At 70.3% G+C, this 22076-nt stretch carries 20 protein-coding genes; 5 read left to right on the top strand and 15 right to left on the bottom strand.

The genetic code is table 11. The features are described from left to right. Positions 1-54 precede the first annotated feature (54 nt). From OG842_RS36960 to OG842_RS36950, 3 genes are all read right to left on the bottom strand, one after another. Entirely contained in the window at positions 55-228 is a 174-nt protein-coding gene (locus OG842_RS36960; RefSeq protein WP_266734587.1) for a hypothetical protein, read from the bottom strand. 147 nt (positions 229-375) lie between these two features. Beyond that, positions 376-837: an alpha-L-fucosidase gene (locus tag OG842_RS36955; protein ID WP_266734588.1), complete on the bottom strand. Its 462-nt coding sequence runs from the start codon at positions 835-837 to the stop codon at positions 376-378. 276 nt (positions 838-1113) lie between these two features. Then, entirely contained in the window at positions 1114-1629 is a 516-nt protein-coding gene (locus tag OG842_RS36950; protein WP_266734589.1) for a lytic polysaccharide monooxygenase auxiliary activity family 9 protein, read from the bottom strand. Positions 1630-1911: 282 nt separating this feature from the next. On the opposite strand from OG842_RS36950, the gene OG842_RS36945 reads away from it, so the two are divergent. Next, a complete protein-coding gene (locus OG842_RS36945) occupies positions 1912-2466 on the top strand; it encodes a cupin domain-containing protein (RefSeq protein WP_266734591.1) in 555 nt (184 codons plus the stop codon). A 77-nt stretch (positions 2467-2543) separates the two neighbouring features. Here the strand turns inward: OG842_RS36945 and OG842_RS36940 are convergent, their stop codons facing one another. Together OG842_RS36940 and OG842_RS36935 are read right to left on the bottom strand one after the other, a co-directional pair. Beyond that, positions 2544-3059: a DinB family protein gene (locus tag OG842_RS36940; RefSeq protein WP_266734593.1), complete on the bottom strand. Its 516-nt coding sequence runs from the start codon at positions 3057-3059 to the stop codon at positions 2544-2546. A 50-nt stretch (positions 3060-3109) separates the two neighbouring features. Continuing rightward, complete coding sequence (locus tag OG842_RS36935; RefSeq protein ID WP_266734594.1) at positions 3110-3886, bottom strand: DUF4389 domain-containing protein; 777 nt, start codon at positions 3884-3886, stop codon at positions 3110-3112. Between the two features lie 182 nt (positions 3887-4068). Between OG842_RS36935 and OG842_RS36930 the strand changes: the two genes are divergently transcribed. Further along, the gene (locus tag OG842_RS36930; RefSeq protein ID WP_266734596.1) at positions 4069-4743 is read left to right on the top strand and encodes a YoaK family protein; all 675 of its coding nucleotides are present in this window, start codon (positions 4069-4071) and stop codon (positions 4741-4743) included. A 192-nt stretch (positions 4744-4935) separates the two neighbouring features. Here the strand turns inward: OG842_RS36930 and rpmG are convergent, their stop codons facing one another. Beyond that, a complete protein-coding gene (rpmG, locus tag OG842_RS36925; RefSeq protein WP_124721937.1) occupies positions 4936-5100 on the bottom strand; it encodes a 50S ribosomal protein L33 in 165 nt (54 codons plus the stop codon). Between the two features lie 391 nt (positions 5101-5491). On the opposite strand from rpmG, the gene OG842_RS36920 reads away from it, so the two are divergent. Then, positions 5492-6970 carry a PP2C family protein-serine/threonine phosphatase gene (locus tag OG842_RS36920; protein WP_266734598.1) on the top strand — a complete coding sequence of 493 codons (1479 nt, stop codon included), beginning with the start codon at positions 5492-5494 and terminating at the stop codon, positions 6968-6970. A gap of 168 nt (positions 6971-7138) precedes the next feature. On the opposite strand, the gene OG842_RS36915 is transcribed toward OG842_RS36920, so the two are convergent. Further along, entirely contained in the window at positions 7139-8638 is a 1500-nt protein-coding gene (locus OG842_RS36915; RefSeq protein WP_266734600.1) for a DNA-binding protein NsdB, read from the bottom strand. A gap of 231 nt (positions 8639-8869) precedes the next feature. On the opposite strand from OG842_RS36915, the gene OG842_RS36910 reads away from it, so the two are divergent. After that, positions 8870-10006 carry an aminoglycoside phosphotransferase family protein gene (locus tag OG842_RS36910; RefSeq protein WP_266734602.1) on the top strand — a complete coding sequence of 379 codons (1137 nt, stop codon included), beginning with the start codon at positions 8870-8872 and terminating at the stop codon, positions 10004-10006. Positions 10007-10075: 69 nt separating this feature from the next. Here the strand turns inward: OG842_RS36910 and OG842_RS36905 are convergent, their stop codons facing one another. From OG842_RS36905 to OG842_RS36880, 6 genes are all read right to left on the bottom strand, one after another. Continuing rightward, on the bottom strand, positions 10076-13171 hold the full coding sequence (locus tag OG842_RS36905) for a ThuA domain-containing protein (protein ID WP_266734604.1): 3096 nt from the start codon (positions 13169-13171) through the stop codon (positions 10076-10078). A gap of 85 nt (positions 13172-13256) precedes the next feature. Continuing rightward, positions 13257-14129, bottom strand: coding sequence for a sugar phosphate isomerase/epimerase family protein (locus tag OG842_RS36900; protein ID WP_266734606.1), 873 nt, complete (start codon positions 14127-14129; stop codon positions 13257-13259). Beyond that, positions 14126-15340 (bottom strand): ABC transporter substrate-binding protein, encoded by a 1215-nt coding sequence (locus OG842_RS36895; RefSeq protein WP_266734608.1) that lies wholly within the window; start codon positions 15338-15340, stop codon positions 14126-14128. Before OG842_RS36895 ends, OG842_RS36900 begins: the two co-directional genes overlap by 4 nt. Beyond that, positions 15337-16338 carry an ABC transporter permease gene (locus OG842_RS36890; protein ID WP_266734609.1) on the bottom strand — a complete coding sequence of 334 codons (1002 nt, stop codon included), beginning with the start codon at positions 16336-16338 and terminating at the stop codon, positions 15337-15339. The genes OG842_RS36895 and OG842_RS36890 overlap by 4 nt, the downstream gene beginning before the upstream one ends. Next, positions 16335-17351 (bottom strand): ABC transporter permease, encoded by a 1017-nt coding sequence (locus OG842_RS36885; RefSeq protein ID WP_266734611.1) that lies wholly within the window; start codon positions 17349-17351, stop codon positions 16335-16337. The genes OG842_RS36890 and OG842_RS36885 overlap by 4 nt, the downstream gene beginning before the upstream one ends. Beyond that, a complete protein-coding gene (locus OG842_RS36880; protein WP_266734612.1) occupies positions 17348-18835 on the bottom strand; it encodes a sugar ABC transporter ATP-binding protein in 1488 nt (495 codons plus the stop codon). Before OG842_RS36880 ends, OG842_RS36885 begins: the two co-directional genes overlap by 4 nt. A 165-nt stretch (positions 18836-19000) precedes the next feature. Here OG842_RS36880 and OG842_RS36875 point away from each other — a divergent pair, with 165 nt between their 5' ends. Beyond that, a complete protein-coding gene (locus OG842_RS36875; RefSeq protein WP_266734614.1) occupies positions 19001-20188 on the top strand; it encodes an ROK family transcriptional regulator in 1188 nt (395 codons plus the stop codon). A 50-nt stretch (positions 20189-20238) separates the two neighbouring features. Here the strand turns inward: OG842_RS36875 and OG842_RS36870 are convergent, their stop codons facing one another. Continuing rightward, on the bottom strand, positions 20239-20508 hold the full coding sequence (locus OG842_RS36870) for a hypothetical protein (RefSeq protein WP_266734616.1): 270 nt from the start codon (positions 20506-20508) through the stop codon (positions 20239-20241). A 68-nt stretch (positions 20509-20576) separates the two neighbouring features. Further along, on the bottom strand, positions 20577-21908 hold the full coding sequence (locus tag OG842_RS36865) for an N-acetylmuramoyl-L-alanine amidase (protein ID WP_266734618.1): 1332 nt from the start codon (positions 21906-21908) through the stop codon (positions 20577-20579). Positions 21909-22076 lie beyond the last annotated feature (168 nt).

Here is a 22076-nt window from a genome sequence, read left to right as displayed (position 1 = left end):
CCGGGGATCGTCCGTTCCCCCGCCGTGCCGGAGATCCGGCCGGATACGTCCGGGTCAGGGTGCCTTGTACAGACCCGGCTTCGCCACATTCGGGTTGGCGCGGGCGCCGAGGACGCGCAGCCGGACCTTCGACGTGGTGACGGGCGCGCTCAGGTACTCGATGCGTTTGTACCCGATGGCGCCCGCCTGCACGACGGTCTTCCACGCGGTGCCGTCCCAGACATCCACGGCGAAGGACTCGACACGTTGCCCGCGGGTGATGTCCTCCCTGGAGCACGACGCGGTCGAAGGTGACCGGCTGCGGGGACTCCACGACCACCTCCCCCGAGTGCGCGTCACCGGCCGGGCTCCACGCGGAGGTCAGCTGTTCGTCCGTCAGCGGGGAGCCGCCGGAGGGGACCCCGGCAGGTTGGTGCCGTACGTGGCGCGTACGGTCTGTCCGAAGGATGCCGGCGCGGCGGTGTCCGGATCGCTGATCCGGCCGTCCCGGTTGGGCGGCACGTTCAGCAGCAGTACGGAGTTGCGGCCGACCGATGTGCGGTAGAGGTCGAGCAGCTTGGCGGGCGTCTTCACCTGGCTGTCCTGGGAGGCGTGCCGGAACCAGCCGGGCCGGATGGAGACGTCCGACTCCGCCGGGTACCAGGCGAGGTGGTCCGGGTGGTGGGCGGTGAGGACGTTCCGGGAGGCGAGGTCGCCGCCCTCCGGCGCGACCACCATGTCGTCGGCCCGGTACGTGTACGTGGTGGCCGGGGCGTCGTCGCCGTCGACGAGCGTCGGGACGGTGACCGTCTTCTTGGCGCTGTTGTTGCCGAAGCGGCCCTTGCCCCGATGTCCCACGGCCGGGATCTCCGCGCTGTGGGCGGGTGAGAGACAGACGCCGACGCCGAGGCCGGCGGAGCGGGCTGAAGTTGAGGCGGTGGGTGAAGCGGAGTTGGCCGACGGCGGCCGGACGCTCCGCTTCAAGGGTCGGGTGAATCTTCCGGCCGAGCGTCCGATCCGGCGCTGGGAGATGTGGCCGCGGGGACTGTCCCGCCTGACGTACGCCCTTGGCGGTACGCCGAGGCCCGCACGAGCGGGTGGGGGCCTCGGCGCACCGCCGGCCGGGCTCGCCGGTCAGCCGATGTTCACGTCGACACAGGCGTAGAAGGCGTTGGCGGTGTCGGCGATGTTCCACACCGCGAGCACCTTCTGCCTGCCCGTCAGGCCGCCGAAGTCGACCTGGTGGGTGACGGTGGCGCCGGGCTGCGCGCCGTTGTCGTTGAACTCAGCGATCTTCCGGCCACCGGCGAAGTACTGCCAGGTGCTAGTGGCGTGCCGGGCGGTCAGGACCCACTGGAAGGACGTGCTCCGGCCGACCGGGGTGACCTGCCATCCCTTGGAGTCGTTGTCGAGTTCGGCGAACCGGCTGTTGCCGCCGCTGCAACTGGTCAGCCCCTTTGGGCCCTCCACGCTCTGCGGCTCGTACTTGATGTCCCCGCAGCTCACGGTACCGGCGGCGCACTGGGCCTGACGGCTCGGGGGCGACGAGATGTATCCGTGGGCACTGGCGGAGCCGACCGGAAGGCTCAGGACCAGTACGGGGGCGAGTAAGGCACCGATGACTGCGGCTGTCTTCCTTTTCGCGTGCATGCTTCTCCTTCACGTGAGGCGTCGCCGCACACGAGCGGGCTATGGGGGCCCGGTGTGGCAGACCGGCCTCTCCGGTGTGGGGCCAAGAGGTGCGAAGGGCACGGCAGGAACCGCTGCCGCGTACGCCCGGGACTCGCGACGTCCGACAGGGCACTGCACTTGCCCTAGACCACCCACCGACGCGTTCACGTCAAGACGCCGGTGCCTCGCCGTCGGTCCGGTCCACGGCATAGCCTCGTGGTGCGGCACGCTCCGTGCCCGCCCCCGACGAGCAGGAATGCCATGCCCTCCCATGCCACTCCCCCGCCCGGCCCGTCCGGTTCCGCCGGGCTCGATGCCTTCCACCCCGACCTGTCCGGCCATGACGACAGCGGTGACGGCGCGGCCGGCCAGGGACTCCCGCTGCACGCCCGGCTCCACCACATCCGTGCCGACGCGCTCGACGGCGACACCGCGCAGACGGGCGGCATGCGCCGGTTCGCCGCGATCAGCGGCAACAGGGTCGGGTCGCGGCGCATCTGGATGGGCCAGACCCATGTGGCGGCGCGAACCGCCTCGTCCAACCATCACCACGGAGACTCCGAGACGGCGATCCATGTGATCAAGGGACACCCGGAGTTCGTGTTCCTCGACGATTCGAGCGGCACGGCCGAGGAAGTCCGGATCCACACCTCCCCCGGTGACTACATCTTCGTACCGCCGTTCGTGCCGCACCGCGAGGAGAATCCCAGCGCCGACGAGGAGGCGGTCGTGGTGATCGCCCGCAGCACCCAGGAGGCGATCGTCGTCAATCTCCCGGAGCTGTACGTGCTGGGGGGCGAGCCCGACGCCGGATGACGAGCCGGTGGAATCCGGCTCGGCCGCGTACGTCCTCCGCGCACACTCGGCCGCGCCGGGCCCCGCTCAGCGCGGCGTCACCAGCCCGTCGCACCGTCGACGCGCTCGCGCACCAGGTCCGCGTGGCCGGTGTGGCGCGCGTACTCACCGATCATGTGCAGGTGGATCAGCCGGAGCGAATACTCCTCGCCGCCGTGGACGAAGGTGTCGTCCAGCGAGGCCTTGGCGACGATCTCGTCCGCGAGCCGGCACTCCTCGACGAGACGGGCGTAGTCCTCGGCCGCCCGGGGCGGGTCCAGGTCCTCGAAGTCCGCGTCCTTGCCCTTCTCCGGGTCGTACATGGAGTCGAACGACTGACCGGCGAACCGCTCCCGGAACCAGACACGTTCGACCTTCGCCATGTGGCGGATCAGTCCGAGAAGGGTGAGGTTCGACGGCTCCACGGTCTGTTCGGCGAGTTGCTCCCCGGTCAGGCCCGCGCACTTGTGCAGCAGGCAACTGCGGAACCACGCGAGACAGCCGGTGAGCATCTCGCGCTCCTCGGCCACGAGTGAACCGGATGTGCGCACAACCTCAGGTGCTGTCCATGTCATGACGTGATCACGCCTCGTCCGCGCTGGCACCGGACAGGGTTCAGGAGCTTTCACATGCTGTCGGTGGGCTCGTTCGACCAAGTGGTCGTGGTGGACGTGGTGATGGCGGTGGCCACCCCGAGCACCAGGAACAGGATGAGCAGCCCCTTCCCCGCATCGCTCATGACGAGGGGCCGTGTGGCGGAACGTGTCTGCCGCTGCGGTACGGAGAGGTCGTCGTCGCCGAAGAAGCCCTTGGGGTAGGCCGGGGTGAGCATCATGGCGTAGGCGCCGAAGCGCAGTTCGTAGCGGAGCACGGCGGCCGTGGCCCCGAAGAGGGGGCGCGGCATGCGTCCCAGGATCAGGGTGATCAGCCACCAGACGATCGCGACCGCCCACCAGCCGGACATGACGAGGCCCTGCACGACGGCCGCCGGAATCATCAGGATCAGGCGGAAGAGGACGGCCAGGCGATTGAGGGCGGTGGGCCGGACCTCGATCCGGACCGGGTAGTCCGGCGGCGGATCGAGGGTGAACGGCGGATAGCGGTCCACGAGCAGCATGCTGCTCGCGCCGACCCGTACCTGGTAACCGAGGAATCCGGCGAGGAAACGGAAGACCGGTTCGGGCAACCGCCCCAGGAACAGTGCGGCGAACCACCCCACGATGACGGTCAGCACGGCCGCTATGTACAGGAGGAACAGCACGATGAAGTGCGGGATCAGGAGAAGCAGCCGTACCAGCACGGTGAGCCGGCGCTGTCGGGGCGGCTCGATGACGTCCAGCACGGGCAGCCACTCGGCGGCGGCCCATGCCCTCGGGCCCGGACTCCACTGGGCGTCGGCCATGTCGCTCCTCGTCGGCGGGTGATCCGTACGCCGTCGGCTCGTACGACGTCCCCCCACGCTGGGCCGGGCGGGGATGCCCCGCAATCGGCCACGGACCGAACGGGTGCCGCGTGCCGCTCACGGCGCCCGGACCGCCGGGCTCACCCATGGCGGCGGTCCGGGCCCGAACCGAGAATGCAGGCGTGTCCACTCCCACGCACCCCTCCGCCCCCACCCGCCACGCCGGGCCCGGCCCCTGGGGCGAATGGGCCCTTCTGCTTCTGTCGGCCGCTTCCGGGGCGGCCGACGCCTTCGTCTTCATCTGCGTCGGCCAGGTCTTCGCCGGGGTGATGACCGGGAATCTGGTGCTGCTGGGCGCCTCTGCCGCCGGTGGCGGGGAGCAAGGGGTGGCGCTGCGGGTGGTCACCGCGCTGGGCGCCTACGCCGTCGGCGTCGGCTGCGGTGCGTGGATGAGCGATCGGTCGCGGTGGTCACTGCCGGTGATGCTGCTGGTGGAGGTGGCCCTGCTGGCGGCGGGGGCCGTGCTGTGGGCGCTGGGGCTGATCACTTCGGACGGGGACCGGCTGGGGCTGCTGGTGCTCATCGCCGTGGCCATGGGCATCCAGGGCCGGATCCGCGCGACACCCACCAACTATTTCACCGGCACGCTCACCTCCCTCGCCGGCCGGGCGGCTCTGCGGTCATGGGAGCAGGGGGACCGCTGGGTGGCCGGCCGGTTGGCGGCGGTCGTGGCGGGCGCCGCCGTGACCGCGCTGGCCGTACGCCTATGGTCTGACGCGGCAGCGGCGGTGGCGGTGGTGCCGGCGGCGGGCGCACTGCTCATCGAGTGGGCGCGCAGAGCGGCGTCCAAGCGCTGACCTGCGACGATGTCCAGAGAAGAGGAAAGCCCCGGCCGGATCGGGGGAATCCAGCCGGGGCGGCTCATAGGTGGGCGCGGTGCGCGACATCCACATATAGGTGAACGATAAACCACCGCGCCCCGTTCCCGGAAACGCGCACCCCGCACTGTGATCCACGGCACGGAATGCGGCTTCCCGACGGATCCGCGCTCAGCGTTCCTCACGGAAGAGCACGTGCTGTCCCACCACGGGGTCGAACTTGCGCAGCACCAGCCGGTCGGGGTTGTTCCGGCGGCTCTTGCGCGTCACATAGCTCTGCCCCGTTCCGGCCGTCGACCGGAGAGTGACGACGGGACGGGTCTCACTGCGGGCCATGGGCGCCTCCAGACTTCCATGCCGACCCCATCCCCTTTGGTGAGAATGGGTGTCGTTTTCGTTCTGGTCACTTAACATGGTGAGCCACTGCCGCATTCCCGCCGCACGGCCAGTGGCGCCTCGCATATGCCCCCGATCGGGCCGGAGGCGCGGCGGCGGACCGGCGCACTCGGGCGCACAACCGTCCTCACACACCGGATGACTTGCGCCAACGTCCGTCGATGGCAAAGGTGTTCGACGGAACGGCGTCATCCGCAGCCCATGGCATATGCCGGAAGCAACAACGTCTCGAGTGTTGCCAAATCCCTTACGGGCTCCCGCAGGCTGTGCAACAGTCGTCTTCGGTCCACCTTTCAGACCTGGTCGTGCCGCGCCTGTATCGGAGTACGAGATGCCGTCCCATCTGTCCGCGGACCGCCCCGCCCCACAGCCACCCGAGCGCGATACCGTCGATGCGCTGATCAACCGGACCCTTCGGCTCCGTGGCGATGTGGATGCCGTGCGGCGGGACACGGTGCTGATCGACGAGGAGGACCCGCAGCTGCGCTGGCAGCGGGCGCTCTGCGATCTGGCGGTCCACCATCTCGACGACCTCGGCACACACCTGGGTCAGCTCAAGGAGGGCCTGCCGCCCGGAACCGCGCAGCACCTCGCGGAGACCGTGGCCCCTCCAACGGCGCAGGACCTGCAGGACGCGGCCGCGAGAAGCACGCAGGAGCCTTACGACAGTTCGAAGCCGGGATCGCTGATCGGCCGGGTGGGCAGCGCGGAGTGGAATCTGCTCACCGACGAGGTCAGCTGGTCCGAGGAACTGTTCCAGATCTTCGGCAGGCCCCCCGCCGCCGGACCGCTCTCGCTGGACGAGCTCCCGTCCATGCTCCTTCCCGAGGACCAGCCCCTGCTCACCGCCCTGGTGACCGACTGCCTGGTGGACGGCAAGCCGATAGACGGCGAGTTCCGCATCACGCGGACCGACGGCCGGATGCGCACTCTCCACATGATGGGCGAGCCCGTCCTCGATTCGAACGGGTGCACCGCCTCCATGTGGGCGGTGCTGCGCGACGTCAGCGAGGTGCGGCGCAGCCAGCAGGCGGTGCGCCGGAGCCATGAATCGCTGCGCAGCCGGGAGCACCGGGCACAGACCGAGCACCGCCTGGCGGTCGAGCTCCAGGAGGCCGTGCTCCCCCCCTGGCGTGGCTCACTGCGGCTTCCCTCGCAGGGGCCCGGCGCCCTGGACATCGCGGCGCACTACCTTCCGTCGGAGTCGAGTTCACTCATCGGCGGCGACTGGTACGACGCGCTGGAAATGCCGGACGGCAGGACCCTGCTCACGGTCGGTGATCTGACCGGTCATGGCATCCAGGCCACCTCGGCCATGGCTTTGCTGCTGGGCGCGCTGCGTGGCATGGCCGTGGCCGGCATCGAGCCGGGCGCCCTGATGGGGCATCTCAATCAGCTACTGGAGTCCTCCGTCCAACCTGCTCTCGGCAGCGCGGTGTGCTGCCTTCTGGATCCGTCCACCGGCGCCCTCACCTGGGCGCAGGCCGGACACCCCGCACCGCTGCTGTTCCGCGACGGAGTGGGGCGTCCGCTGCCCGCGCCGGACGGGGTCCTGCTCGGCGCGGCCTCCGGGGTCGCGTACGAGCAGGACGAAGTGCACCTGCTGCCCGGTGACGTGCTGGTGCTGCACACCGACGGGCTGAACCGTCACAGCGACCGGGGTGCGGGCCCGGACGCACTGCTGGCTCTGGCCCCGCGCTTCACGCAGGCCCTTTCGGCACAGGAGTGCCTGCGGACCGTCGTCGCGGAGTTCGGCGGCACCGAGCGCCTGGACGACGCCTGCGTGCTGATCGCCCGCGTCGGGGCGTAGCGCACGGCTCGACACGTACAGGGCACGGACAACCGCGGAACGCCGGACACGGCGCGGTACGCAGGAGGGCGTGCCCGCCTACGGGTGCGATGCTCGGACAGCTGGTGGCCGGAAGGCCGGTGGTCGGACGGTCTGTGCTCGGCGCCCCTTCGTCGCGGCGCCCGCAGGTCAGATCTCCGACGATCGCCTGCGCTGCTTGATGCTGGAGTTCTGCGGCAGGGAGAGCTTGATCTCCTCTCTCAGGTCCTTGATCTTCGCGTAGCCCGCGAACTGGCCTGTGAGCCGGTACATTTCGCGCAGCCGGTCCCAGGTGCGGTGCGAGGAGGTCTCCCCCATCGTCACCAGGGCGAGCCGCGCGTACCGGTCGGCCTGCTCTGGATCGTCGGCGATGAAGCAGGCCGAGGCGAGCGAGATGTAGTCGAAGATCTTGGACCGCTGGCGTCCGTTGGCCCGTAGTTCCAGCGCCAGTTTGGCGTGGCGCTGCGCCACGATCGCGGCCGACGGGTCGTGTTCGGCGAGCGTGCGGAAGGCCAGGGCCTGCATGCCGTGCATGTCCGCCTCGTCGAACAGCTGCATCCAGCTGGGCGGCGGCACATCGCTCTTGTCCGAGATGAAGAGTTCCTCGGCCTTGCCGAGCGTGCGCCGCATGGCCTGGCCGCGGCCCATGGATGCCTGTGCCCAGGCCTCGATGGTGTGCAGCATCGCCTGGGTGCGGGGCAGAACCATGTCCCCGGAGCCGGACTTGGCGAGCTTCATCAGGTCCAGGGCGTCATCGGGACGGCCCAGGTGGACCATCTGACGTGCCGCCCTGGAGAGCGCCTCTCCCGCGCGGGGGCGGTCGCCGCCCTCGCGCGCCGCGTGTGCCGCGATGACGAAGTACTTCTGGGCGGTCGGTTCGAGGCCGATGTCGTGGGACATCCATCCCGCGAGCACCGCGAGGTTGGCCGCGACGCCCCAGAGCCGGCGCTGGAGATGATCGGGGTGGCGGTAGGCGAGCATGCCGCCCACCTCGTTGAGCTGGCCCACCACGGCCTTGCGCTGGAGTCCGCCGCCCCGTGAGGCGTCCCAGGCGCGGAACACCTCGACGGACCGCTCCAGCGCCTCGATCTCGTCGGACCCGATGGGCGCGGCCTCGTACCGGTCGAAACCAGCGGGGTCCGCGTGCAGCGGGTCCTCGATCCGTGGAGCGTCGGCCGCCAGTACGGGGTCGGAGTGCAGCCAGTCGTGCATGGGGCCGGTGATGGTCGATCCTGCGGCGAGCGCGGCGCCCGCGCTCACCAAGCCGCGTCGGTTGAGCATGAGGTCCATTCCCGTGAATTCGGTGAGGACCGCTGCCGTCCGCTCGGGCGCCCACGGCAGTCCGTCGGGATTGTCCTGCGTCCCGGCCTCCCGCCGTTTCCCCACACGCCCGCGTCGGCCGAACCCGAGGTCCTCGATGGTCACGACACGACCGAGTCGCTCGGTGAACAGGGCAGCCAGCACCTTGGGCACGGGATCGCGGGGGGACTCCCCCATGTCGATCCAACGCCTCACCCGCGAGGTGTCGGTGGCCAGTTGCGGGTGGCCCATGGCCGCCGCTTTTCTGTTCACCATTCTCGCGAGTTCGCCCTTGGACCAGCCGGCGAGGCCGAACAGGTCGGACAGGCGGGTGTTGGGTTCTCCGGTCACGTCAAGCCCCCAGGTTCTCGGCTGTGTTGACAGTAACCCCCTGTCAGAGGCCTTGCGACAATTCGCCAGGGTTCGCCAGGGTCCGCCAGTTGGTCTGCCACCCGCCTGCCGGTGTCAGGTAGGAAAGCGCCACCCCGCCCGGCAGCCCTAGGTACTCCCCAGGGTGCCGAACGGCCGCCGGCCGGGGCGGTGCACGCAACTTGTCGGCGCGCGAAGGGATCTGTCTCGCCCATGTACACAGCATCGTCCTCCGTGACCGCCCCGCCCCGGCCGCTCCGTCCCCTGGGGGCGGGCGGGGGTCCGTACCTCTCCCCGCACGCCGCTCCCCCGGCGCCCGGCACGGTCCGGCCGCGACGGCCGGCCGGGATGGTCGGCCCGCCGCTCAGCGGCCGGCTGGACCTGTCCGGCGCGCAGGGGGCGCAGCTGAGAATGGCGATCGCCTCGGTGCACCGGATCTGCCCCGAGTTCAACCCGGTCCAGGTGCTGCGCCGCAGCGGTCGTTCGGTGCTGCTGGTCGGCTCCACCGGCCGGGCGACCGCGGTCGCCAAGTGTTTACTGGACCACTCCCCCGCGTGGTCGGAGCGGTTCCGTCACGAAATAGCTGCATACCGTGCGTTCGTCCGGCACCGTCCGCCGGTGCGCGTGCCGCGTCTCATCGCGGCCGATCCGGAGAACTGCACCCTGGTGATCGAGCGGATGCCCGGCCGGGTGGCCGCGTTGACCCGGCATCCCTCGGAGGCTCCGCCCCGTGCCGATATCCGGGCCGCGCTGGGCGCGATCAGCCGGATCAACGCCTGGCGGCCGGCGCCGGGGCTGTTCGAAGCCCCGCTCGACTACGCCTCGCGGATCGCGCGCTATCACGAGCTGGGGCTATTCACGGACCGGGATCTGGGCGATCTGCAGAAGCTGCTGCACGGTCTGGCGCACGCGGGCGGCCGGCAGGGCACGGGGCAGTTCTGCCACGGTGACGCACTGCTCTCCAACATCCTGCTGTCGCCCACGGGTCCGGTGCTCGTGGACTGGGAGCACGCGGGCTGGTATCTGCCCGGCTACGACCTGGCGACGCTCTGGACGGTCCTCGGTGACGCACCGGCGGCGCGACGTCAGATCAGCCAGCTGGCGCAGGCCAACGGACCCGCCGCGCGGGACGCGTTCCTGGTGAACCTCATGCTGGTGCTGACCCGCGAGATCCGTACGTACGAGACGGCCGTCCAGCGGGCCATGCGGGATTCGACGGCCTCGGGCGCCGGTCAGGAGCGTCCCGGTGCACTGTCGTCGAGCGAGGAACAGCGGTTGTTGCTGCGCCGGCTGCACGACGACTGCGCGATGGCCCGCAGGGCCGTGCGTGCCGCGGTCGGCACCCGCTGACCCTGCCAGGGGGGTGCGTGCTGCGGGTCCGGTGCCGACACACCGGACCCGCAGCTCGCCGAAGTACGGTCAGGGGCTCTTGAAGTCCACCGCGTCCACGTCGAACGAGTTGTCCTGCGGGGACGTGAAGACGAGGTACAGCTTGTGGGTTCCCTTCAGTTCCTGGACGGGCACGGGCGGGGTCGCCTGGTAGTTGTCCCAGCCGCCCGTATTGGGGACCGGGGTGGTGGCGAGCAGCGGGCCGTCGGCGGAGTCCGCTCGGAGTTCGATCGCGCCGACCCCATAGGGTGAGGACAGCCGGTAGCTGACCGTGCCGACGCCTTCGACGCTCATCGGGTCGAAAGCGACCCAGTCGCCGTCGGAGACGTCTCCGATCCGCTTGCCGTTCTCGGCTCCTTCCTGAGCGACGACGCGGGTGCCGGACTGGCCGTCGTAGTACTCGGCCTGCTTGTGCTTCGGCTGGAGCACGGCGCGGCCGTACCCGGTCAAGGCCGAGACGCCGTCGCCGCCCTTGTCGGTGTACTTGGCGTTGAGTACGTAGGTGAGGTCCGCTCCTTCGGGGTGGCCGCCCAGATCACCGGTGTCCACGGTGCCCTCGCAGCCGGGGATGTCGGTGGTGGGGTGCTCGTGGTCGTCGTGGCCCAGGGCCGGGTTGACGGTGACCTTGGAGCAGTCGACCGGGCCGTCCTCGGGGTCGGTGACCGTGACCTTGTACGGGATCTTGTCGCCGAACTCGATGAGTTTGCCGCTGACCGGGAATTCGATGGTCACCTTGGGTGCCGTATTGCCCGCGGTGACGGGGATGTTGGCGTAGCCGGACTTGCCGGTGGAGTCGGTGACCTTCAGCTGGGCGGCGAAGTCGCCCTTGGCCGTGTAGGTGTGGCTGGGGGACGCCTCCGTGGAGTCGTAGGTGCCGTCGCCGTCGAAGTCCCAGGCGTAACTGAGCGCGTCTCCGTCCGGGTCGTTGCTGCCCTCGCTGGAGAAGTCGACCTTCAGCGGTACGGGGCCGTCGGTGGCGGAGGCGGCGGCCTTGGCCACCGGGGCGCGCTGTCCCTGGGCGTAGTCGATGCGGTAGAGCCCGGAGTCGTTGTTGCCGCCGCCGAACGAGCTGCCCCATTCGAGGACGTAGAGCGAGCCGTCGGGCCCGAAGGTCATGTCCATCGGCTTGTTGAACTTCTGGGTGGAGAGGAAGTCATTGATCTTCAGGACCTTCTGGTCCTTGTCGAAGCGGACTTCCTTGACGTAGTTGCGCGACCACTCGTAGAAGAAGCTCGTGCCCTCGAAGTAGGCGGGGAACTTCGTGGTGGACGGGTTCTTCCCGTCGTAGTGGTAGACGGGGCCGCTCATCGGGGCGGAGCCGCCGCTGCCGACCTCGGGAAATTCCTCGGAGGCGCCGTAGCCGTACCAGATCTCCGGCTGCTGAATGGGCGGTAGCTGGGTCAGGCCGGTGTTGTTGGGCGAGGGGTTGACCGGGTTGGCGCAGTCGAACTTGGGGCCGACTTCCTTGGTGTCGGGGTTGTACGGGGCGTATGCCTGGTTGTTGCCGTGGCAGAACGGCCAGCCGAAGTTGCCGGCCTTCTTGATGACGTTGTACTCGACTAGGCCCTCGGGGCCTCGGTCGGTGGTGGGCAGTCCGCGGTCCGGACCGTAGTCGGAGGCGTGGACGTAGCCCGTCTTGGGGTCGACGGTGAAGCGGAACGGGTTGCGGAAGCCCATCGCGTAGATCTCGGGCCGGGTCTTGGCGGTGCCGGGGGCGAAGAGGTTGCCCTTGGGGATGGTATAGCCGCCGGAGTCCTTCGGCTTGATGCGCAGGATCTTGCCGCGCAGGTCGTTCGTGTTGCCTGCGGTGCGGGCGGCGTCCAGCATCTGCTTGCCCTCGCGCCAGTCGAGCGGGGCGTATCCCTGCCAGTTCGGGTCGAGGTTGGGCGGGGTGTCGTCGCCGACGCCGAGGTAGAGCGTGCGGCCGGGGCCGAACTCGACGGCGCCTCCGGTGTGTCCGGGCTCGGGGAAGCTGCGGTCGCGGTAGGCGGGGACGTCGAGGAGCTTCTTCTCGCTGGCGGCGTCGAGGGTGTTGCCCTTGACCGTGAAGCGGGAGAGCCGGTTGACGTCCTCGGTGGCGCCCGCGGGGGCGTAGTAGAGGTAGATCCAGTGGTTCTTCATGAAGTCCGGGTCGAGCTCCATGCCGACCAGGCCGTCCTCGCCGCCGGTGTAGACGTCGAGCTTTCCGGCGGTGGTGGTGGCGTGGGTCGCCGGGTCGTAGATGTTGATCTCGCCGCTGCGCTGGACGTAGAAGACCCGTCCGTCCTTGGCGACGTCGAGTTCCATCGGGTCCGCGGTGTTGTCGTCCAGGGCGACCTTCTCGTAGCCGCTCCAGACGGTGCCGCCGCAGTCGCCGGGCTTGTTGCCGGCGGCCCACCTGACGCCGCCCATGACGTGGGTACGGAAGGCGGCTTCGCTGTACGAGGCGGTGTCGTGGCCCATGGCGGTCGCCCAGACCCGGCCGCCCTCGGTGTTGCGGCACCAGGAGATCGGATGGTCGGCGCCCATGGCGGAGCCGCCGGGGTTGTACGTGGTCTCGTCGGCGGTGACCAGGACGTGGACGTCGCCGCGGGGGTTCCGGTCGAAGTTGTACCACTCCTCGGGGCGCTCCCAGCGTTCGGGGAGTCCTGCGGTGGAGGGGTGGACGCGGTCGGCGACCTTGGCGGTGCCCTGGAGGACACCGGGTGAGTGGGCGGGCATGTGGACGCCGCCGTTGATGGCCTCGTCCCACCAGGGGAAGGTCTCCTCGATACCCATGTCGAGGGTGTTGTGGAGGGCGACGACGCCGCCACCGCCACGTACATAGGCCTGCATCGCCTCGCGCTGGGCGTCGGTGTCCCAGACCATGCCGGAATTCTGCAGCATGACGACGACGTCGAAGTCCTTGAGCTTCTCCGTGTCGAAGACCGCGGGGTCGGCGGTCTCGACGAGCTCGAAGCCGCCCGCGGCGGCCTCCTCCTTGAACATCTGGATGCCGGCCGGGATGGAGGCGTGTACATAGCCGACGGCACGGGTGAAGAGCAGGGCGCGGAAGGCAGGTGCCTTGCCGGTGGTGGCTGCGGAGGCGGGCAGTGCGGTCAGCGCGAGGAGCAGTGCGCCCACCAGCGCGATGAACGTACGCCGCATGTCACGGACATGACAGCGCAATCGGTGACGGCTCACGAGCGGGTCCTCTCTGCGGGTTGCGGACGAGCGGGGCAAGGGGGGTGGATTACGGGACAGCGCTCAGGGCCTGCCGCAGGAAGGCCAGGCCGTCGGTGGCGATGCTGTCCTGGGTGCCGGCGAGCGGCCGCCAGACCGAGGCGGCGACCGCGATGGCATCGTTGTGCGCGGTGAACGACTCGATGCAGAGCGGGCCCCAGTAGCCGCACGTGGCGAGCGCGGCGAGGAAGCCGGGCCAGTCGATACTGTCGGCGCCGGGTGTGCCCCGGTCGCCGGCGCACACCTGGACGTGGACGATGCGGCCCGCCGCGCGGTGCACGGCGCCGGGCAGCGAACGTTCCTCGATGTTCTGGTGGTAAACGTCGAGCGCGAGGCCGATGGTGCTCTCGGGGAGCCCGGTCAGCGCTTCGAGGGTCTGGTCCACGGTGTTGAGCAGGCTCGTCTCGTACCGGTTGAGGGGTTCCACCGCGAGCCGCACGCCCGCCGCGCGGGCATGCTCGACTACCAGCACGAGGTTCTCCCGCAACTCCTCGTAGGCGGCGGCGCGTTCGGCGCGGTCCATCCGCCAGGTGCGGCCCACCGCCGCGTACATGGGTCCGGCGACGGTGGGGGCGCCGAGGGCCTCGGCGGCGTCTACGCACCGGTACAGGTAGTCCTGGGTGACCCGGACGGTCTGCGGTTCGGTGCGGACGAGGTCGCGGCCGGGCGGCATGACGGCGATCACCGCGGCGGGGGCGAGACCGGAGGCGTCGAGGAGCTTGGCCACCGACGCGGGCGCCCAGTCCCGTTCGTTCTCCAGCGGGATCTCGACGCAGTCGAAGCCCCAAGCGGACAGCTTCGGCAGCACGTCACCGAGCGTTTCGTAGGTCACCGGCGAATGCCAGATCCACGGGTTGGCACCGATCGGGAAGGCGACGCTCACTTCTTGCCTCCCCATTTCTCCGGGAATCCGGGCAGGTTCTCGCAGCCGCACATCGCGTAGTGGAGGGGCGGCATGCCGGGCTTGTAGTACTGGTCGAGGGTGTCCTGGGTGACGGTGGGCTGCGGGAGCTTCCACTCCTTGGGGACCTGCTGCCCCTTGAGGATCCTCAGCGCGGCGATGACCGGTGTGCGCCACTGGAAGGTGGGGTACGAGGGGGCGATCGCGGTGAGCTTCTTCTCCTTCCAGGCCTGGAGGAAGTCCTGCTGGTCCTCGCCGGTGATGGGCGGTACGTCCTTGCCGGCGTCCTCGAAGGCTTCGACGGCGGCGACGGAGGTCGCTCCGGAGTCCATCCAGACGCCGTCGATGTCGCCGTTGCGGGTGAGGGCGTCGGTGACGATCGCCTTGGTCTTCGCCGGGTCGCCGTCGGTGAACTTCACGTCCACGACGTCGAGTCCGCTCTTGTCGAACGCGAGTTTCGCCGCGGACCAGCGGGTCTCCAGCACATCGACGCCGGGGGAGATCCGCAGGGCGAGGATCTTCCCCTTGGGCTTCACCTTCCCGACGAGGAAGTCGGCGGCGACCGCCCCGTATCCGTAGCCGCCGATCGGGTTGATGAAGGTGACCGCGCAGTCGGTCTCGACGCCCCGGTCGAAGACGATCACCGGCACCTTGCCGCAGGCCTGCTCGACGGCGGGGGTGAGGGTGGCCGTGGTGTTCGGGGAGACGATCAGGGCGTCGCAGTCCCGGCCGGCGAGCTCCTGGATGTCGGAGATCTGTTTGTCGTCCTTGCCCTGCGCGTCGAGAACGGTGAACTCGGTGATCTCCTTGTGGAGTGCGGCCTCGGCCCGCATGTTCTTGAGGCCGACCTGACGCCAGGGGTTGAAGACCCCGGCGTTGGAGAAGCAGAGGTGGATTCCGCCGGAGCCCTTCTTCTTGTACTGACCGGTGTCGACGAGCTCCGGGCGGAGCATCTGCTCCCACGGCTTTCCGGCGGGCCCCTGCGGGGTGACCTCGGCGAGGCCGAGCTGACGGTCGTACTCGGCCCGGTCGAAGAACTCCGACTGCTTGCCGGTGCCCGGGTCGCCCGTGCCGCCACTCGCTCCGGCGGTGGGCGCGTCGGGCGGTGCGTCGCTGGTACAGCCCGCGAGCAGGGCCGCACCGAGCAGGGCGGCGACCGGCGCGAGGAGGTGTCCGAGCTTTCGCGTACTCATGAGGTTTTCGCTCCCGGGGATCGGTTGCCGCGGCGCAGCCGGGACCAGTCGGCTGCGCCGATGGCGACGGCGGCGATGACGATGACGCCTTGCACGGTCGATTCCAGGGCGCCGGAGACGCCCTGGAGGTTGAGCAGGGTGAACAGTGCCTGGAGCGAGAACGCCCCGGCCATCGCCGCGACGACGGAGCCCCGCCCGCCGCCCAGCACCACACCGCCCAGGACGACGGCGGTGATCGCCTCGAACTCGTAGCCGCGGCCGGCCTGTGCCGAGACGCCGGAGAACCCGCCGACCAGTACCGCCGCGAGCGCGGCCGCGACGCCGGAGAGTACGAAGGCGATGGTCCGGGCGCGTGCGACCCGGACGCCGGCCAGCGCCGCGGCACGTTCGCTGTCGCCGGTGGCCAGCAGCGTGCGGCCGAAGTCGGAACGCATCAGGCGTACGGCCAGGAGGCCCGCGACGACGCAGGCGAGTACGGCCCACGGCAGCCAGCCGAACGCGGTGCCGCGCCCGAGCCTGCGGAACTCCGCGGGCAGGGAGCCGTGGGGCGAACCGCCGGTCCAGAAGAAGACTGCGCCTTCGAGGATCAGCATCATGCCGAGCGTGGTGATGAACGACGGCACGCGCAGCAGGGTGGTGATCAGTCCGCTGACGAGTCCGGCGAGGGCTCCGGCGAGCAGCAGGACCGCGGTGACCAGGAGCCAGGGTGCGGCCGGGAACGAGCCGTACAGTTCGGCGGCGACGACCACCCCGGCGGTGACGATCGCTCCGACGGAGAGGTCGAACTCGCCGCAGACGATGACCAGGTACTGGCCGGCGGCCAGGATGACGAGGGGGGCGGCGCGCTTGACGAAGGCGAGGAAGCGGTCGGGTTCGTAGAAGCCGGGGTCGGTGAGGGCGAGTGCGGCCAGGAGCACCACGAGCAGGAGGTAGACGGGTGTGCCGGTGGTGAGGGCACGCAGTGCGCGGCGGCCGGCGGGCGCCTGGGCGGTGGTCATGCGGTCCGCTCCTTCGGGGTGCGGCGGCCTCGGGCGTAGAGGGCGACGGCCGCGATGATGACGACGCCCCGGACGACGTTCTTGAAGAACGGGTCCACGGACAGCTGGTTGAAGACGCTGTCGAGCACGGCGAGGACGAGTACTCCGCCGAGGGTGCCCGCCACTCCCCCGCGCCCGCCGGCGAGCGCGGTGCCGCCGAGGACGACGGCGGCGATGGACTCCAGGTCGTAGCGGGCCTCCGTGCCCGCCCAGGGAGCGCCGGCGCCGAGCCGTGCGGCGAGGAAGAGGGCCGCCGCGCCGACGCAGAGCGAGCACAGCAGGTGCGCGGTGACGACGGTGCGCCGGGTGCGGACGCCGGAGAGCCGGGCGGCGTGCTCGTCGCCTCCGGTCGCGTACATGTGGTGGCCGAGCCGGGTGCGGCGGGTGATCAGCCACAGGGCGGCGGCGACCGCGAGGAGGAGGAAGAGGGAGACGGGGACCGGTCCGATCCGGTCGTAGCCGAGGTGCTGGAAGGAGGCGGGGACCTTGCCGGCGGGGCCGGTGTAGTTGTCCTCGATCCAGCCGCGCAGGATGAAGGCGGTGCCGAGGGTGGCGATGAAGGCGTTGACCTTGAGGCCGGTGACGATCAGCCCGTTGGCCAGGCCGACGGCGGCGCTGAGGGCGAGGACGGCGATGACCGCGACGAGCACGCTGCCGCTCTCCATCGTCTCCGCGGCGACAAGGGTGCCGAGGCCGATGAGGTAGGCGACGGAGAGGTCGAGCGATCCCGTCAGGATGACGACGGACTGGCCGACGGCCACGAGGCCGAGGGCGACGCAGTTCTGAAGGATCGTCACCACGTTGGTCACGGTCAGGAAGTCCCCGCCGCGGGCCGCGACGGTGATCCAGCCGAGCACGGTGACGGCGAGGGCGGCCAGCCAGACCCCGGCCACCGGGCCGGTGAGGCGGAGGCGGGCCGTCCGGGGCGGGGCGGTGCGGGGCCGGGTTTCGAGGCCGGGCCGGAGTGCGGTCATGCTGCTCCCTCCGTGGCGGGGCCACCGCCGGTGGCGATGCGCATGACCGCCTCTTCCGGGGCTCCGGCGGGCAGTTCGCCGGCGAGGCGGCCTTGGGACATGACGAGGACGCGGTCACTCATGCCGATCAGCTCGGGCAGTTCGGAGGAGATGATGAGTACGGCGAGGCCTTCGCGGGCCAGTTCCCGTACCAGGGTGTGGATGGCCGCCTTGGCGCCGACGTCGACGCCGCGGGTCGGTTCGTCGAAGAGGAGCACCCGGGGGCCGGCGGCGAGCCACTTGGCGATGACGACCTTCTGCTGGTTGCCGCCGGACAGGTACTGGACCTGCTGGTCCTCGCCGTGGGCGTGGAGGCGTACGCGCTCCAGCAGCGCGGTCACCTCGCGGCGTGCGGCCGGTCCGCCGCGCGCCGGGACCGCACGGGTCACGAGCAGTGCGTTGTCGGCCACGGACTGGTGCAGTACGAGGCCCTCCCCCTTGCGGTCCTCGGTGACCAGGGCGATCCCGGCCCGGACGGCTTCCCGGGGGTTCGCCGGGCGCAGCGGCTCCCCGCCGACGGTCATGGTGCCCGTGGTGAAGGGGGCGGCGCCGAACAGGGCGCGGGCCAGGGAGGTCCGGCCGGAGCCCTGGAGGCCGGCGACGCCGACGACCTCGCCGGCCCGCAGGGTCAGATCGATACCGGAAATCCTGGAGTTGCCGCCGCCGCGCACCGTGAGCCGCTCCTCGCCGAGCTCCTCCGGGCCGGCCCGGGGCGGGTAGTAGGCGCCGAGCTCCCGTCCCACCATGGCGCAAACCACCGTGTCGGCGTCGGTTTCACGGGTGGTGAGCGTGGTGACGCGGCGGCCGTCCTTGAGGACGGTGATGCGCTGCGAGAGGTCGAAGACCTCGCGAAGCCGGTGCGAGATGTACAGGATGCCGATTCCGCGGGCGGTCAGGCGGCGCACGAGGGCGCCGAGTCGCTCGACCTCGTGGTCGGCGAGTGCGGCGGTGGGTTCGTCCATCACCAGGATGCGGACGTCCGATGCGAGGGCCTTGACGATCTCCACGGTCTGCCGGCGTGCGACGGACAGCTCGTGGACGGGGGTGCGCGGGGCGATGCCGGTCTCGTCGAGTTCGGCGAGGAGTTCGGCGGTGCGCCGCTCCATGGCGCGTCGGTCGACCAGGCCGTACCTGGTCGGTTCGCGGCCGAGGAAGACGTTCTCGGCGACCGTGCGGTGCGTCAGGAGCGCGAACTCCTGGTGGATGATGCCGACCCCGGCGGCCTGGGCCTGGGCCGGGTGGCTGAAGGAGTGGGCGGTGCCGTCGATGGTGAGGGTCCCCTCGTCGGGTAAGTGCTCGCCCGCGAGGATCTTCATGAGTGTCGACTTTCCGGCGCCGTTCTCCCCCACCAGGGCATGCACTTCCCCGGCTTCGAGGTCGAGCCCCACCCCATCGAGCACACGCACCCCGAGGAAGCTCTTGGACACACCCTGCATCGTCAGCATCGAACTGCTCCTCGCTCAGTGGTCTGCAGAGCAGAGTCGTGACAGGGATTGGGAGTGTCAAGGGCTCAAGCACCTTTGTTTTCTGGCGACTTGGCATGTACTTATGCCGATGAACGAACAGCAGATGCCTTGTGAGCAGCGAAAGTCGTGCCTAGGGTGGCTGCCATGTCTTCGCCGTCGGATCGCAATTCCGCTGCCGCGTCGCACTCGCCCGGCGAGGTGCTCGCGCTGATCGGTTCGGGGGCGGTCGCGACCCGTGCCGACATCGCCCGGGTGACCGGAATGGCCCGCTCGACAGTTTCCCAGCGAGTGGACGCGTTGATCGCGCACGGTCTCGTGGACGAGGACGCCGACGGTGGCTCCACCGGCGGCCGGCCGCCGAGACGGCTGGCGCTGCGCACCCGTGAGCACGCGGTGGCCGGGGTGGATCTGGGGGCCTCGCACTGCCGGGTGGCACTGATGGACATCGGGGGGACCACGCTCGCTTCGCACGAGGAACCGCTGTTGATCGGGGACGGCCCGGATTCCGTGCTGCGGCATGTGGAACGCACCGTGCGCGCACTGCTGGAGGAGACGGGCCGGGAGCCGAGGACGCTACGGTCCATCGGTGTCGGGGTGCCGGGTCCGGTGGAGTTCTCCACCGGCCGTCCGGTCGATCCGCCGATCATGCCGGGCTGGCACCAGTACCCGATCCCGGAGTTCTTCGCCTCCCGCTTCGGGGTGCGGGCGCTGGTCGACAACGATGTGAACGTGATGGCGCTGGGCGAGCAGCGGCGCGCGTTCCCGGACTGCCGCTATCTGCTGTACATCAAGGTCGGTACGGGGATCGGCTGCGGGATCGTCGCGGACGGCAAACTGCACCGGGGCGCGCAGGGGTGCGCGGGCGACATCGGCCATATCCGGGTCGGGGATCTCGACGATCCCTGCCGGTGCGGCAATTCGGGCTGTCTGGAGGCCGTCGCGGGCGGTGCGTCACTGGCGGCGAAGCTGGTCGCGCTGGGGCTGGACGCGACGTCGGGCAGTGACGTCGTGCGCCTGGTGCGGTCCGGTAACCGGGACGCGGTGCGGATGGTGCGGGAGGCCGGGCGGGCGGTGGGCGAGGTCCTCGCCGGTCTGGTGAACTTCTTCAACCCGGACACGGTGGTGATGGGCGGCGCCCTGGCCGCCGTACACGATCAGTTGCTCGCGGGGGTCCGGGAGGCGGTGTACCGGCGCTCGCATCCGCTGGCCACCCAGTTGCTGCGGATCGAGCCGAGCCGTACGGGGGAGAACGCGGCGGCGGTGGGGGCGGGCATCCTCGCGATCGAGCACGCGCTGTCGCCCGCGCAGGTGAACCGGCTGGTCGCGGGGTGAGCGCGGGTGCCCCTCCGCGCGCGGAGGGGCACCGATCACGCGTCGGGCGGTCACGCCGGAGTCATCAGGTCCCACCGGGCCTCGAACAGCACGCACCGGTACTGCTCCCAGCTCCCGTCGGCGACGCCCGCGTCCCCGGCCGCGACGCACTCCTGCTGGGTGTCGAACGAGCCGGAGACGTCCCAGCCCTGCGCCCCGGTCTCGGAAGCGGCGGCGGCCGAGGCCGTGGCGACGGTGACGGCGACCGGGGCGACGGTGAGTGCGAGCGCCATGGCGATGCCCGCGGCCGCGGTGGCGGCGGTCCTGGTCGGCTTGTACATGGAGTCCTCCTTCTCGACTGTACGGATTCCCGGCGTCCCGTCGCCGCTGCGACGGCCCCGGTGCGGTCTCAGCGGGTGCGCACGATGTCCACGTCGGACGCCTTCACGAAGGCGATCCGGTGGCCGATCTGCACCGTCACGTACTTCTCCTCGCCGCGGAAGTACGCGTGGTCGAGCGGGTACGAGGAGTCGATCGTCGGCGCGTAGAAGAATCCCGTCGGTGCCTCGCCGCCGCCGGGGTAGGACTGGCCGGCCTTGATCTTGTACTGGAGCGGCGCGCCCACCCGCTTGTCCGCGAAGTCCGCGGGGTACTCGGACTTCTCCGGGTACGCGACCCCGTACACCGGGACGTCCGTGCGGCCGGCCTTCGGCCTGACGACGTAGCCGGAGGTGGGGGTGGTGTTGCCGCTGCGGGCCGGGGTCTCGAACCAGGCCTTCTGGCCGTACCACCAGATCGCCGTCCAGCCGGGGGCGCGGTCCGCGACGACGGCCTGCTGGGTGGCGCTGATCTTGCTGCCCCAGTCGGCCGCGCAGTTCGTGCCGGGCGAGCCGTCGGAGTGGAGGCCGGGGTCGGAGAAGAGGGGCGCGTCGGCGGACGGCGCGGTGTGCAGCGGGACGGCGCTGGAGCCCTGGACCGGCAGGTCGACGCCCTTCTCGCAGTCACGGAAGGCCTGCTGGTTCTTCTCGAAGTCCGGGCTGACGGTGATCAGTTCGCTGCTCTTGGGGGCGCTCGGCACGGTGGGCTTGCCGAGCAGCTTCATGAAGCGGTTCCAGTCCCAGTACGTGCCCGGGTCCCAGTGCATGTTCTTGGTGCCGGACGCGCTGGTGGGCGGCACTCCGTCGTGGCCGATGATGTGCTGGCGGTCGAGCGGTATGTCGTACTTGGCGGCGAGGTAACGCACCAGCTTGGCGGTCGAGCGGTACATCTCGGGGGTGTACCACTTGGCGCCCTCGACGGCGACGCCCTCCTGCTCGATGCCGATGGAGTGGCTGTTGACGTACCAGTTGCCGGCCTGCCAGGCGACGTCCTTGCCCTTGACCATCTGCGTGACATGGCCGTCGCCCGAGCGCACCACATAGTGGGCGGAGGTCTGCTTCAGCGGGTTCTGGAAGATCTTCAGGGTGGTGTCGAAGTCTTCCTCGGTGTCGTGCAGAACGATGAATCTGACCTTGTTGGTGTGCGGCCGGTCCGCGGTGTCGTAGTTCCCGTACGTCTCCTTGTCGGCCGGGTCACCCGTCTGCTGGTAGGCCGCCGGCACCCAGTCGCACGAGAGCCTGCGCGGGCATTCCGGTCGCACCCCGTCCGCACCGGCCTGCGCCACGGGGCTGAGCAGCGCCATGCTCAGTGCGCCGACACCTGTCAGCGCGATTGCGAGTCCGGTCCTCTGCTTGGAGGTCATGACAACCCTTCCTGGAGCCGTGCGTGATGGAGCCGTGCGTGTTCCGATCTCACTGATCCGCTGTGCGCGCACACTCTCCGACCTGAGATGACAGCGCGTCAAGGGATCCGTGGGGGTCGCGGATCGAGCCAGTGGACCAGACCACTGGCAGGGTGTCCGACCTGCGAA

It is taken from the genome of Streptomyces sp. NBC_00376 (assembly GCF_036077095.1).
GTDB lineage: Bacteria > Actinomycetota > Actinomycetes > Streptomycetales > Streptomycetaceae > Streptomyces.
The sequence above is the reverse complement of the archived record's forward strand: the minus strand, read 5'-3'. Positions and strand labels throughout refer to the sequence as shown.

Bases quoted from the DNA above. Each gene is read 5' to 3' on its own strand.
- OG842_RS36950 (WP_266734589.1), bottom strand. From the start codon at position 1,629: ATGCACGCGAAAAGGAAGACAGCCGCAGTCATCGGTGCCTTACTCGCC.
- OG842_RS36945 (WP_266734591.1), top strand. From the start codon at position 1,912: ATGCCCTCCCATGCCACTCCCCCGCCCGGCCCGTCCGGTTCCGCCGGG.
- OG842_RS36940 (WP_266734593.1), bottom strand. From the start codon at position 3,059: ATGACATGGACAGCACCTGAGGTTGTGCGCACATCCGGTTCACTCGTG.
- OG842_RS36935 (WP_266734594.1), bottom strand. From the start codon at position 3,886: ATGGCCGACGCCCAGTGGAGTCCGGGCCCGAGGGCATGGGCCGCCGCC.
- rpmG (WP_124721937.1), bottom strand. From the start codon at position 5,100: ATGGCCCGCAGTGAGACCCGTCCCGTCGTCACTCTCCGGTCGACGGCC.
- OG842_RS36920 (WP_266734598.1), top strand. From the start codon at position 5,492: ATGCCGTCCCATCTGTCCGCGGACCGCCCCGCCCCACAGCCACCCGAG.
- OG842_RS36910 (WP_266734602.1), top strand. From the start codon at position 8,870: ATGTACACAGCATCGTCCTCCGTGACCGCCCCGCCCCGGCCGCTCCGT.
- OG842_RS36905 (WP_266734604.1), bottom strand. From the start codon at position 13,171: ATGCGGCGTACGTTCATCGCGCTGGTGGGCGCACTGCTCCTCGCGCTG.
- OG842_RS36895 (WP_266734608.1), bottom strand. From the start codon at position 15,340: ATGAGTACGCGAAAGCTCGGACACCTCCTCGCGCCGGTCGCCGCCCTG.
- OG842_RS36890 (WP_266734609.1), bottom strand. From the start codon at position 16,338: ATGACCACCGCCCAGGCGCCCGCCGGCCGCCGCGCACTGCGTGCCCTC.
- OG842_RS36885 (WP_266734611.1), bottom strand. From the start codon at position 17,351: ATGACCGCACTCCGGCCCGGCCTCGAAACCCGGCCCCGCACCGCCCCG.
- OG842_RS36880 (WP_266734612.1), bottom strand. From the start codon at position 18,835: ATGCTGACGATGCAGGGTGTGTCCAAGAGCTTCCTCGGGGTGCGTGTG.
- OG842_RS36875 (WP_266734614.1), top strand. From the start codon at position 19,001: ATGTCTTCGCCGTCGGATCGCAATTCCGCTGCCGCGTCGCACTCGCCC.
- OG842_RS36870 (WP_266734616.1), bottom strand. From the start codon at position 20,508: ATGTACAAGCCGACCAGGACCGCCGCCACCGCGGCCGCGGGCATCGCC.
- OG842_RS36865 (WP_266734618.1), bottom strand. From the start codon at position 21,908: ATGACCTCCAAGCAGAGGACCGGACTCGCAATCGCGCTGACAGGTGTC.